We start from the raw sequence: 12,503 nt of genomic DNA on the forward strand, positions 1-12,503 counted from the left end.
TAGTTCGTGGGTATAATTTACAGCTTATTTAGTGTATTAAACATAAGGAGACACATATGAGTGTATTAGTAGGTAAGCAAGCACCTGATTTTACGGTCCCAGCTGTTTTAGGTAATGGCGAGATTGTTGATTCTTTTAGTTTTTCAGAAGCTACAAAAGGTAAATATGCGGTTATCGTATTTTACCCATTAGATTTTACTTTTGTGTGCCCTAGCGAATTGATCGCACTGGATCACAGAATGGATGAGTTTACTAGCCGAGGTGTTGAGGTAATTGCAGTTTCAATTGATTCTCACTTCACTCATAATGCATGGCGTAATACAGCGATTAATGACGGTGGTATTGGCCCAGTTCGTTATACAATGGCTGCTGATATCGCGCATACAATTGTTAAAGACTACGATGTAGAAGCTGAAAACCCACAAGTTGCTTATCGTGGTAGTTTTTTAATTGATAAAACAGGCTTAGTTCGTCACCAAGTTGTTAATGACCTACCTTTAGGTCGTAATACTGACGAAATGCTGCGTATGGTTGATGCACTACAGTTCCACGAAGAGCATGGCGAAGTTTGTCCAGCAGGTTGGACTAAAGGTGATGCAGGTATGGATGCAACGCCTGCAGGTGTTGCATCTTACTTAAGCGAAAACTCTGACAAATTATAATCAGTCGTCAGTTTCTATGCTAGAAAAAGCGGGCTTTTATAGTCCGCTTTTTTTTTGCCTAAAATTTGAGTGTTAGTTACTTTATATGTGCCATTTTTACTAATTGTAAATGGGTAAGGTAAACGCTAATACAGCCTATAAAGATAGAGATGAAAGTTTCGCCGATAGCGCCCATGCCGATAGCAAAGCCTAATATATAGCCAATTAACCCGGTAACTGACCATTTAATGCCATTTTCGCCATTTTTTTTGCCTGAGTTAAAAAATACAATCGCGGTGATGATGGCTATTAATATAATTAACATTATTTTTCCTAATTTTGTGTGTAATAACAAATCAAGTTAGAATCAATCTAATATTGATAGTTTATGCTGTAAGCAGATCTCTAGGTTATTAATGACTCTATTCTATTCTATTCTATTCTAGGGCTAGGGTTCAATCCAGTAAGTATTTAATTTCTTCCATCTTCAGGAGTATAAAATGGGTAAACTAGTGAAAGGTATTTTGATATTTTTCTCTACAATCGTCGCTTTAATTATTGCGGCCGTAGTGATTATTCCTTTATTCGTTGATTTAAATGATTATAAGCCAGAAATTGAGGCAGCAGTAAAGGATAAAACGGGACGAACTTTAAGTATCGAAGGCGAATTAGATTTATCCATTTTTCCATGGGTAGGTGTTTCTACTGGCAAACTTATCTTAGGAAATGCTAGTGGGTTTAAAGAGCAACCTTTTGCTGTGATTGGTGAAAGTAATATTAAAGTTAAGCTAATGCCTTTACTTTCTAAAGAAGTTGAAGTCAGTACCGTGGTTTTAAAAGGCTTGGAGTTGCACTTAGCCAAAGATGCACAAGGTGTCAGTAATTGGGATGATTTAGTTGGACCAAAAGAACCCATCGAGGCATCTTCAGGGTCAAGTGAGGAGGACAGTAAGGCTGATACACCCCCTGCTCTAGCAGCTTTGGCAATAGGTGGGCTAGTTATTGAGGATTCTCAAATGAGTTGGGATGATCAACAGTCTGGGCAGCATGCGCAGATTAAAGACTTTAATTTAAAGCTAGGCGCGGTTGCTTTTAATCAGCCTATTTCTGTAAAAATGTCTTTATTGCTGGAAAATGCTAAGCCTGAGTTAACAGAGAAATTATCTTTGTCTACTATGTTGGTGATTGATGAATCAATGCAGAGAATACAGTTGACGCAGTTGATTGTTGATTCGACAACCCGTGGTGAAATAGTGTCAGGTGGTACGGTTGATGCAAAAATTCAAGCGAATATAAATGTAGATTTAGAGCAGCAAAAAATTCAACTTACCCAGTTTAAGCTCGATTCTACTGTTAAAGGTGGTATTGTTCCTGAAAGTGAAGTTGAGATGCATGTGCTGTCGGATATAACTTATGACTTAAGCAAGCAAATAGCAAATTTGGCCGAGCTTAAAATTGATACTGTGGTCAAGGGGGAAGTAGTTCCAGGTGGACTGTTAGATGCGCGCCTGGTAACAGGGCTTGCTTTAGATTTGTTGCAAGAAACGGTTACGCTTAAAGGATTGAAGCTAAATACTAATATGATTAATTTGACCGCTGATATAGCAGTGACACAAATCAAGTCAAATCCGCAATATTCAGGAGCATTGCGTATTGCGCAATTTAGTCCTAAAGCACTTATGCAGCAGTTAAAAATGACAGTGCCAGAAACCACAGATAAGCAGGTTTTACAAAAGCTTGCTATGCAGTTTAATATACAAGGAACGACTGATTCAATTGCTTTAGAGAATTTAGTTATAAACTTAGACGATACTTCAATTAAAGGTTTTACTCGGGTTAAGCAATTTAAAACGCCAGCTATTGCTTTTAATTTGGCGATTGATACGATTGATGTAGATCGTTACATTGCACCTAAAAAAGAAGGAGCTGCGCCAGCACCTACCGCAACTCCAGCAACAGCCGTTGCTGCGGCGACAACCCTGCTTCCAATGGAAACCATTCGGGGGTTGAATATTACGGGTAATTTAAGTATTGCTAAGTTAAAAGTAGCAAAATTAAATATGGCTGGAGTTAATTTAAAGCTACAGGCCAAGCAGGGGGTTTTGACGACTAAACAAAGTATTAAGCAGCTTTATAATGGTCGGTATAACGGGCAGATAAGCATTAATGCAAAGGGTAAAAATCCAGTTATTTCTTTAAATGAGAAAATCGTAGGTGTACAGCTAGAACCTTTATTTGGCGACATGCAACCCGATACACCAGCAAAAATAAAAGGCGCAGCAAATATTACAGCAAAACTAAATATGCGCGGTAATACTATTCCTGATATTAAGTCGACCTTAGCAGGAAATATTAACTTTTTTGTAACTAAGGGTGCGATTACCGGTTTTAATGTGCAGGAAATGCTTGATGTGGGGAAGCTATTTGCTAAGGGTAAAAAGATGAAGGCGAGTTATGCTAATGAGCAAACCTTATTTTCCGTCTTACAAGGAACGGCAACCATTAATAAAGGCATTATTAACAATCCTGATTTTTTGCTAGAGTCATCTACGGTAGAAGTCAAAGGCGCGGGTACAGTAAATCTCGTTAATGATGCATTAAGCTATAAAGTGCAAGCTAAAGCTAAGCGAAGTTCTAAAGCTCGTCCGGTAGCGATTAAGGTTAGTGGAACCTTTTCCAACCCTAGTTATACCGTGGATGCTTTATCAATGATTACGGAGAAAGAAGAGGAAAAAATCAATAAAGCAATTGATAAACACCTTGGGGAAGGTGCTGGTAAGGCGGTGAATAAATTATTAAAAGGTTTTTTCTAGGTTTAAAAAATCGTTAGTTCTATATTTTGCTTGTAAACTATGTACGATTAAGTACATAGTTTAAGCAATTTATTTATGACTCCTCACGTTTTTCAAGCAAATTTGTTACATTGGTTTGACCAATTCGGGCGCAAAGACCTACCTTGGTCTGTGCCAGTTACACCTTATCGGGTATGGATTTCTGAGGTTATGTTGCAGCAGACACAAGTGGTCACTGTGATACCTTATTTTAATAAATTTATTCAGCGTTACCCAGATGTTGATGCACTTGCAAATGCACCTTTAGATGAGGTGCTTAGCTTATGGGCCGGTTTGGGCTATTATGCACGGGCAAGAAACTTGCATAAAGCGGCAGTGCTAATACAACAAGCAGGTTATTTCCCAGATTCTTTAGAAGGCTTAATGGCTTTACCTGGAATTGGCCGGTCGACTGCGGGTGCTATTTTAAGTATCGCGTTTAATAAAAGTGAGCCTATTTTAGATGGTAACGTACGGCGCGTATTAGCCCGTTTTAAAGCGATATACGGTTGGACAGGCGGCAATGCCATTAATAAACAATTATGGGCAGTAAGCGCATTTTATACGCCAGAAAAGCGGGTGGCGGACTATACGCAGGCAATAATGGATCTGGGGGCAACATTATGTACCCGTTCCAAGCCTAATTGTCTTGCCTGCCCCTTACGTTCAGATTGTCTTGCTTTACAGCTAGGACGAGTACACGAGTTGCCGACACCAAAAACTAGTAAAAAAATACCCACTAAGCATAGTGTTTTTGTTCTGTTATTGAATCAGAACAAGGAAATTTTGTTGGAAAAAAGAGCGCCTGTAGGCATTTGGGGTGGATTGTGGAGTGTGCCCGAGATCGATGATATGCAAGCATTAGAGGGCTGGTGTCACTCGAGGACTATCAATATAGTTAAAAAAGAAGTCTTAGCTATTCGGCGGCATACCTTTTCGCATTACCATTTGGATTACGAGCCGGTACTGTTGCACATAGATAACCCTATAAATAATGTGCTGGAAGTAGATAAGGCTCTCTGGTATAAACACCTACAGATGAAAAATATTGCCTTGCCTGCTCCGGTAAAGCAGTTATTTGATGAAATTAATGAGGAATATAATGGCGAGATTAGTACACTGTAAAAAACTAAGCACAGAGGAAGAAGGTTTAGAATCAATTCCTTTTCCAGGACCTAAAGGACAATATATTTACGATCATATTTCGCAAAAAGCATGGCAAGAATGGATCGCTATGCAAACGGTGCTAATTAACGAGCATCGTTTATCTAGCTTTGAGCCTAAAGCTAAAGCACTGATTGAATCGGAAAGAGAAAAGTTTTTATTTGGAACTGACTTTCAAATGCCTGAGGGCTATGTGCCGCTAAAAAGCTAAAATAAAAAAGGGACATTAGTTATAGCAAGTGTAACTAATGTCCCTTTTTATATGTAAGCAAAAAGCTTAGGCTTTAACGCTTCATTGATTCAAAAAATTCAGCATTGGTTTTGAAGTCTTTAAGTTTACCTAGGATAAACTCAGAAGCAGCCATTTCATCCATAGGCTGTAGAATTTTACGTAAAATCCAAGTTTTTTGTAGCTCGTCAGGGCTAACTAAATAATCCTCTCTACGTGTGCCAGAGCGATTAATATGAATTGCTGGATAAATGCGTTTTTCAGCAATTTTACGTTCAAGGTGTAATTCCATGTTACCGGTACCTTTGAATTCTTCGTAAATCACCTCATCCATTCGCGAGCCAGTATCAACTAATGCAGTTGCAATAATCGTTAAACTACCGCCCTCTTCGATATTTCTTGCAGCACCGAAAAAACGTTTAGGCTTTTCTAAGGCATTTGCATCAACACCACCAGAAAGTAGCTTGCCTGAAGAGGGTGCGACTATATTATAAGCACGAGCTAAACGCGTTAATGAGTCTAACAAAATAACTACATCGTGTTTGTGTTCAACTAAACGACGCGCTTTTTCGATCACCATTTCTGCGACTTGAACATGACGTGACGCTGGCTCATCAAAGGTGCTGGAAATAACTTCGCCGCGAATACAGCGCTCCATTTCCGTTACTTCTTCAGGACGTTCGTCTATGAGTAGTACGATGAGGTAGCACTCAGGATTATTTTCTGCAATAGACTGGGCTAGGCTTTGCAGAATCATGGTTTTACCAGCTTTTGGTGGAGATACGATAAGTCCACGCTGACCTTTACCTATAGGTGCAATTAAATCAATAACTCGGCCCGTTAAATCTTCGCTAGAGCCGTCACCGCGCTCCATAATGAAGCGTTTATTGGGGAATAAAGGTGTTAGGTTGGTAAATAGAATTTTATGTTTTGCATTTTCGGGGGGCTCAAAATTGATTTTTTCAACTTTAAGCATAGCGAAATAGCGTTCATTATCTTTAGGGGGTCTGATTTTTCCGCTGATGGTGTCGCCAGTGCGTAGGCTGAAGCGTCTAATTTGGCTAGGAGAAACATAGATATCATCGGGGCCTGCTAAATATGAACTGCCGGGTGTTCTTAAAAAGCCAAAACCATCTTGTAATATTTCTAAAACCCCATCACCGTAAATATCCTCGCCACTTTTTGCTTGTTTTTTTAGAATAGAGAAGATAACTTCTTGCTTCCTCGTTCGAGAAACGTTTTCAATGCCTAGGCTTTCTGCAAGCGCGATAATATCTGTAATAGGTTTTAGTTTTAATTCAGTAAGGTTCATACAAAGAGATGTTTAAAAATAGAAGGCGCTGTTTATGTAGAATGACAAAGTCAGCTTAAGGTAAAGATGTGGGTAGTTTGATATTTTGACAGTGCAAGTGAGGTTAGCACTAGAAATAGAGTATACATATAAATCTAGGAAGTAACAAATTATTATTGCTTACTTCCTAGATTAAGATCAATTACATATTGTCGTCGATAAATTGAACAAGTTGAGATTTTGTTAATGCACCCACTTTCGTTGCTTCAATATCGCCATCTTTAAATAGCATTAGTGTTGGAATACCACGTACGCCATAATGTGCGGGTGTCGTAGGGTTATCATCAATGTTAAGTTTTGCAACAGTAATTTTACCCTTATATTCATTGGCAATTTCATCTAAAACAGGGGCAATCATCTTGCAAGGACCACACCACTCTGCCCAGTAGTCAACGAGCACCGGTGTGCCAGCTTTTAAAACGAGTTCGTCAAAATTACTATCAGTTACATGAAGGACCAAGTCACTCACGCTATTCTCCAAATTATTTCACAAAGTGATAATATCCCTGTAACGAAAAAATTTGTCAATATTTTTTTGTCTATTATATTTGAGAAGTGTGGAAATTAGCTGCATAGCTAAAATATTTGTAGCGCTAATCTGGCAGTGCAAATGCAATGTTATTGATGTATTCTATATAGATGAAAAAAACACATTTAACAGATACCCAGTTTATTAACTTAGAGCTTTCAAACTCTATCTTGCGTGGCTTGAATGACGCAGGGTATGATCAGTGTACGCCGATTCAAGATCGGTCACTGCCCATTGCCCTAAGGGATCGAGATGTCGCGGGGCAAGCGCAAACGGGAACAGGTAAAACAGCGAGTTTTTTATTGGCAACTTTTCAGCGCCTGTTAAATGATAAAAGTGAAACGAAAAAATATCCGAGAGCGATTATCTTGGCGCCAACACGTGAGTTAGCGATACAAATTCATAAAGATGCCTTGTTACTAGGGAAATATCTTAATTTTAATATGGCTCTAATTTACGGCGGCACTGATTATCAAAAACAACAAAAAATTGTCCAAGGTAATGTAGATATTATGATCGCTACTCCAGGGCGACTCATTGATTTTTATCGGAAAAAAGATTTTTCTTTGGATAATATTCAAGTGATGGTTTTAGATGAAGCCGATAGAATGTTTGATCTTGGTTTTATTAAAGATATACGCTATTTGTTAAATCGTATGCCAAGCCCTGAAAAACGGTTAAATTTGCTTTTTTCCGCGACGTTATCGTTTAAAGTGTCGGAATTAGCGTATGAGCATATGAATCAGCCCGTCATGGTTAAAATTGAAAGCGCAACGATGACCGCAGATGCCGTTAATGAAGTTGCATTTTGTCCCGCTAATGAGCAGAAAATTCCATTATTATTAGGCTTGATTCAAACACATAACCCAGTACGCAGTATTATTTTTGTTAACACTAAGCGTAGTGCTGAAAAGTTAGAGAGTTACTTGGCTGCTAACGGGCATAAAGTGGCGTTACTCAGCGGTGACGTGCCTCAGGATAAACGCCAGCGCTTATTGGCTGATTTTCAAGAAAATAGAGTCACCATTATGATTGCCACCGATGTGGCTGCTCGTGGCTTACATATTCCTGATGTATCACATGTCTTTAATTTTGACCTGCCCCAAGATGTCGAAGATTATGTACATAGAATTGGTAGAACTGCGCGTTTTGGTGCGAGTGGTGAGGCAGTTAGTTTTATCTGTGAAGAGTATGCCTATTCAATGCCTGATATTGAAGAGTATATAGGGCATAAAATTCCAGTGCAGCGAATGACTGAAGAATTACTGCCAGAAATTATAAAGCCAGCGGCTCGCCCTAGGTCGCCGCGAAAGCCAAGCCCGAATAGAGGGGTAAAGGATACTAGAACAAGAAAGCCCCGGCCTAAAGTAGTTTAAAAGAGCGTTAAAGTTAAATAGTTAGGAAGGCTCATTAAATAAAACCCGAAACGTATCTATTTTAAATCTTTAACAATCAAATGCTTAATGATTTTATTTATCTGATTTATCTTGGATTTCAAAGTATATACCCCAGAACTTTAGTTTATGAAGCACCGCCAGTCCTCGAGGGACTGGCGGTGCTTTCGGATATTATTGATTTTTGATTCTTAGCTGAATATTTATGTAACGTTAGGTGGCATAATTTCTCGGAAATCAGTAATAGCAGGAAACTCATTAATGAATTTTGCTGCTTTTTGTGAATCTGGTTTATTAATATTGATTAAATGCGCAATGCCAAACGATTGCGCTGCACGTAATACGGATAGGCTATCATCAACCATTAAAGTAGCTTGTTTAGTAAAACCTTGTTGGGCTTGGAATGCCTCCCAGAAGGGTTGATGTTCCTTAGCAAAACCAAAATCATGTGAGCAAATAATCTGTTCAAAAAAAGGCTGTAAACAAGTTTTTTCCATTTTTAAGGACAAGCTATCAGGATGGGCATTAGTCACTAAAAGGACGGTTTTATCTGTTTGTTGTAATGTCGTTAAAAATTCAGTTACATGTGGTAAAACATCGATTAGACCTGAAATTTCAGCCTTTAGGTTGGCAATATCCAAATTTAGCTGCTGGCTCCAGTAATCTAAGCAATACCATTCCAGCCGCCCTTCCATGCTTTTAAATAAAGGCTGTAAAAATTGCTTAGCTGCTGCTAATGATAATTGATTTTTCTGGGCATAACGTTGCGGTACAAACTCTAACCAGAAGTGGTTGTCAAAATTTAAATCTAATAACGTACCATCCATATCCAGTAAAACTGTGTTAATTTTGTTCCAATTGAGCATAACAAAAGTTATAGTTAAGAAAAATAATATTAGCCACCATACCAAAAATGTCAGAAAAACCGAAGATACTTAATAGAAATATTGTGGCTCAATCCCAGCTGTTTAAAATTGAAGCTTTAGATTTAGAGTTTAGCAATGGCGCAGCTCGGCAATATGAGCGATTAGTCAGGGGGCATGGCAGTAATGGTGCGGTCTTGATTATTCCTTTAATTGATGATGAAACCGTACTATTAATACGTGAGTATTCAGCCGGCGTTGAGCGTTATGAACTAGGCTTGCCTAAAGGAAAAATAGATAATGGCGAAAGTTGTGTGCAAGCAGCAAATCGTGAATTAAAAGAAGAGGTCGGTTATGGCGCGCGTAATATCCAGCAGCTTAGTTCATTCTCATTAGCACCTAGCTATATGGAGCATATGACCGATATTATGCTTGCCCAAGACTTATACCCAGAACGGTTGACGGGCGATGAACCTGAGGAGCTGCAGGTGGTGCCTTGGAAGTTGGATAACCTAACAGAGTTAGTGATGAGTGGCGAGTGTACTGAGGCGCGTAGTATTGCTGCTTTATATATGGTGAGAGATTATATTTTATCCCAAGTAGGCAAGATATAGCTTTGCTTTTGCAGGCTTGGTTTAATCACTAGAAATACGAATAACCTCAGCAATAGAAGTTACCCCTGATTTTGCATAAGTTAACGCGCAGTCTGAGAAGCGTTTGAAATTTGGTGTTGCTAATGCAGCAGCAGTGAAATCAGCTGAATTACCTCGGCGTAGTGCATCTAAGGTTGCATGGCGCATTTCTAATAATTCATAGACACCAATACGGCCACTATAGCCTGAGTTTTTGCAATGAGGGCAGCCGGAGCCTTGTTTAAATGGAAAATCAGCTGCATTTATTTTGCACACTTCACTCAGCCAAGTACTTTGCCTGGCATCTATAATGGCTGGCTCAGTACAATTCTCACACAGCCTACGCACTAAGCGCTGAGCAATAATTACACGCAATGCGCTGGCCAAAATATAGCCCTGTATGCCCATGTCTAATAGGCGAGTTGCAGTCTCGACTGCGCCATTTGTGTGTAGCGTAGAAAAAACTAAATGTCCAGTAATGGACGCGCGAATGGCAATATCTGCCGTTTCGGTATCACGCATTTCTCCGACTAAGATAATATCAGGATCTTGGCGTAGGGCTGAGCGTAAAGCGGATGCAAAAGTTAAGCCCACTTTATCATTAATTTGCACTTGATTGACCCTTGGTAAACTATATTCCACAGGATCTTCTGCGGTGATAATTTTAGTTTCGGGCTTATTGGTTTCGGTTAGTGCAGCATATAAAGTCGTGGTTTTACCACTCCCCGTCGGTCCTGTAACGAGTACTAAGCCGTGGGGGCTGTTAATATGTTTACGCAAGCACTCTAAGATATCTGTCGGAATACCTAAAGCACTTAAATTTAATAGCCCTTTGGAGTGGTCTAAAATCCGCATTACAATAGACTCTCCATGCTGTATAGGTAAGGAGGATAAGCGCACATCCAGCTTTTTGCCTTTAACAGTGATATTAAAGCGGCCATCTTGAGGAATACGTTTTTCTGAGATATTGATCCCAGCCATTAGCTTAAGGCGCACTACCAAGGCAGAAGCAATCTTCACTTCATCGATGACTTGTTCCGTTAATACGCCATCAATTCGCTGTCTAATGCGTAGTACTTTTTCATCCGGTTCAATATGAATATCCGAAGCATTCATTTGTATCGCATCATCAAAAATAGATTGTAATAATTTGACTACTGGCGCATCAGCGATTTCATCTGTTGAAACCAGTGCGTTAAAATCATAATCATTTTCGGTTAATTCATCTTCTAACTTTTCAGCTAAATGAGAAATTTCTTCAGTGCGACGATAAGATTGGTCGATAACAACTAATAGAGAAGATTCGCGCACAACTACTGGGCGTACACGCTTTTTTAGGATTCGACTAACCTCATCGAGTGCCATTAAATCGGTAGGATCAGACATAGCGAGTAAAATATCACTCTCATTATCTTCTAAAATAAGTACACGAAAACGACGTGCTAGATTTTCCGGTAATTTCTTGGCTGCCGCTTCATCGCGCTTATGCTTAGTAATATCAATAAAGGGTATTTGTAGCTGACGAGATAAGAAATTTAAGAAATCTGTTTCGCTCAGATAATTCAAATCAATCAGCGTTCGACCTAGCTTTGTGCCTACTTTTTTCTGTTCCGCCAGTGCCGTCATAAGTTGTTCATGGGAAATAATTTGGTTTTGTACTAACAAGTCACCAATACGAATTTTTTTTCGGTTGCTCGTAATATCCATAGGTTTTTAAGGTAGTTGTTGGAGGCGGTGTTGTATATAGTTGGTAACAGCAGAATTTAAACTATGTAAATTTAATGCTTGTTGATAGGCATTATACGCTGCTTCTTTTTGCTTTAATGCATCTTGTGCGAGCGCTAAACCTAGCCAATATTCGGCTTTATTAGCGTTGAGTTGCACTAAGGTTTGATAGTGAGTACGGGAGTGAATATACGATTTATGTTGTTGATAAGCAGCGGCCAGCAATGCTAAATAGGCTTCATTTTTAGCTGGCATGGTAACCTGATTTAAGAGTTGTAGAGCGCTTTCTGAATTTTTTTCTTGTAGGTAAAGCTGTGCTCGGGCCATTATAAATGTGGTATTTTGCGGAGAAATCACCAAACCTTTATCTAATAAGTTGATTGCATTTTGCTTTTCGCCAGAATTGATTAATAGGCGAATTAATAGTAAACGAGAACTAATGTGTTTCGGGGCTAGCTCAATACTTTGTTTTAATAAATGCATGGCTTGTTCCGAATTATTGCTCTCTAAAGCCTGCTGGTACAGTGATTCTGCTTGTTGCCTGGTGTTTAATGGGGCAGACTTAATGCTATTTTTTGCTTGTTTGGGAGGGATAATAACGGGAGCTATCATACTAGAAGTTTTTTTAGGGCTACTTTTAAGCAGCTTAGTCATTATTGTTGGTTTTGATTTAACTGAGGTAGCGACTATAGCGCTTGGTAACTCTGGTTTTACTTTGATATGAGCTGCTTTTATTGACACTAAAGATTCTTTACTTATCTGCTGTAGAGGTGTTTTTAGCACAGGAATGGCGAGAGGCTGGCTAATCATAGTTGGCTGTTTTGCTTTAGATAATGCTAGATAGGCAAAAAATATAATAATGCTACTGATTGATACGCCTATTATTTGTACTTTGTTAACTTTTTTTTTGCTTGCATTAGGGCTGACATAGAGCGAATTTTCTCGAGCAAAAAGGAGATTATCAGTACTTTTTTTCTGTTCTAAATCACGTAGCATTTGATTTAATAAACTCATATTAAACCTGGCATATAAAGTGTTAAAGCGGCACTAAGGAATGAGCACAAATTAATTTAGGCAAGTTCAATTTAAGAATTATAATGATGCAACTCATAAACTTTATTTAAAATCGACCCAAGATAAAACC

General features: G+C 38.9%; 12 protein-coding genes. 6 read left to right on the forward strand and 6 right to left on the reverse strand.

All coding sequences use genetic code 11. The features are described 5' to 3' along the window. The first annotated feature begins 56 nt into the window (after nucleotides 1-56). Nucleotides 57-662, forward strand: a complete 606-nt coding sequence (locus tag BQ7314_RS09890; RefSeq protein ID WP_174483537.1) for a peroxiredoxin — start codon at nucleotides 57-59, stop codon at nucleotides 660-662. Nucleotides 663-738: 76 nt separating this feature from the next. On the opposite strand, the gene BQ7314_RS09895 is transcribed toward BQ7314_RS09890, so the two are convergent. After that, a complete protein-coding gene (locus BQ7314_RS09895) occupies nucleotides 739-966 on the reverse strand; it encodes a hypothetical protein (protein WP_174483538.1) in 228 nt (75 codons plus the stop codon). 175 nt (nucleotides 967-1,141) lie between these two features. Here BQ7314_RS09895 and BQ7314_RS09900 point away from each other — a divergent pair, with 175 nt between their 5' ends. The 3 genes from BQ7314_RS09900 (at nucleotide 1,142) to BQ7314_RS09910 (ending at nucleotide 4,847) form a co-directional block, all read left to right on the forward strand. Beyond that, nucleotides 1,142-3,454, forward strand: coding sequence for an AsmA family protein (locus BQ7314_RS09900; RefSeq protein WP_174483539.1), 2,313 nt, complete (start codon nucleotides 1,142-1,144; stop codon nucleotides 3,452-3,454). A 75-nt stretch (nucleotides 3,455-3,529) separates the two neighbouring features. Then, complete coding sequence (gene mutY, locus BQ7314_RS09905) at nucleotides 3,530-4,597, forward strand: A/G-specific adenine glycosylase (RefSeq protein WP_174483540.1); 1,068 nt, start codon at nucleotides 3,530-3,532, stop codon at nucleotides 4,595-4,597. Beyond that, nucleotides 4,575-4,847 carry an oxidative damage protection protein gene (locus tag BQ7314_RS09910; protein WP_174483541.1) on the forward strand — a complete coding sequence of 91 codons (273 nt, stop codon included), beginning with the start codon at nucleotides 4,575-4,577 and terminating at the stop codon, nucleotides 4,845-4,847. The genes mutY and BQ7314_RS09910 overlap by 23 nt, the downstream gene beginning before the upstream one ends. Before the next feature lie 73 nt (nucleotides 4,848-4,920). Here BQ7314_RS09910 and rho read toward each other — a convergent pair whose 3' ends face one another. Then, the gene (rho, locus tag BQ7314_RS09915) at nucleotides 4,921-6,177 is read right to left on the reverse strand and encodes a transcription termination factor Rho (RefSeq protein WP_174483542.1); all 1,257 of its coding nucleotides are present in this window, start codon (nucleotides 6,175-6,177) and stop codon (nucleotides 4,921-4,923) included. 181 nt (nucleotides 6,178-6,358) lie between these two features. After that, nucleotides 6,359-6,685, reverse strand: coding sequence for a thioredoxin TrxA (trxA, locus tag BQ7314_RS09920; protein WP_174483543.1), 327 nt, complete (start codon nucleotides 6,683-6,685; stop codon nucleotides 6,359-6,361). Between the two features lie 170 nt (nucleotides 6,686-6,855). Here trxA and BQ7314_RS09925 point away from each other — a divergent pair, with 170 nt between their 5' ends. Beyond that, nucleotides 6,856-8,121 carry a DEAD/DEAH box helicase gene (locus tag BQ7314_RS09925; RefSeq protein WP_174483544.1) on the forward strand — a complete coding sequence of 422 codons (1,266 nt, stop codon included), beginning with the start codon at nucleotides 6,856-6,858 and terminating at the stop codon, nucleotides 8,119-8,121. Between the two features lie 221 nt (nucleotides 8,122-8,342). On the opposite strand, the gene yrfG is transcribed toward BQ7314_RS09925, so the two are convergent. Beyond that, on the reverse strand, nucleotides 8,343-9,005 hold the full coding sequence (gene yrfG / locus BQ7314_RS09930) for a GMP/IMP nucleotidase (RefSeq protein WP_174483545.1): 663 nt from the start codon (nucleotides 9,003-9,005) through the stop codon (nucleotides 8,343-8,345). A gap of 47 nt (nucleotides 9,006-9,052) precedes the next feature. Here yrfG and nudE point away from each other — a divergent pair, with 47 nt between their 5' ends. Continuing rightward, the gene (gene nudE, locus BQ7314_RS09935) at nucleotides 9,053-9,616 is read left to right on the forward strand and encodes an ADP compounds hydrolase NudE (RefSeq protein ID WP_174483546.1); all 564 of its coding nucleotides are present in this window, start codon (nucleotides 9,053-9,055) and stop codon (nucleotides 9,614-9,616) included. Between the two features lie 21 nt (nucleotides 9,617-9,637). On the opposite strand, the gene BQ7314_RS09940 is transcribed toward nudE, so the two are convergent. After that, nucleotides 9,638-11,341: a GspE/PulE family protein gene (locus BQ7314_RS09940; protein WP_280953879.1), complete on the reverse strand. Its 1,704-nt coding sequence runs from the start codon at nucleotides 11,339-11,341 to the stop codon at nucleotides 9,638-9,640. Between the two features lie 6 nt (nucleotides 11,342-11,347). Beyond that, complete coding sequence (locus BQ7314_RS09945; RefSeq protein ID WP_174483547.1) at nucleotides 11,348-12,373, reverse strand: tetratricopeptide repeat protein; 1,026 nt, start codon at nucleotides 12,371-12,373, stop codon at nucleotides 11,348-11,350. Nucleotides 12,374-12,503: the final 130 nt, after the last annotated feature.

It is taken from the genome of methanotrophic endosymbiont of Bathymodiolus puteoserpentis (Logatchev), from assembly GCF_900128525.1.
GTDB lineage: Bacteria > Pseudomonadota > Gammaproteobacteria > Methylococcales > Methylomonadaceae > Methyloprofundus.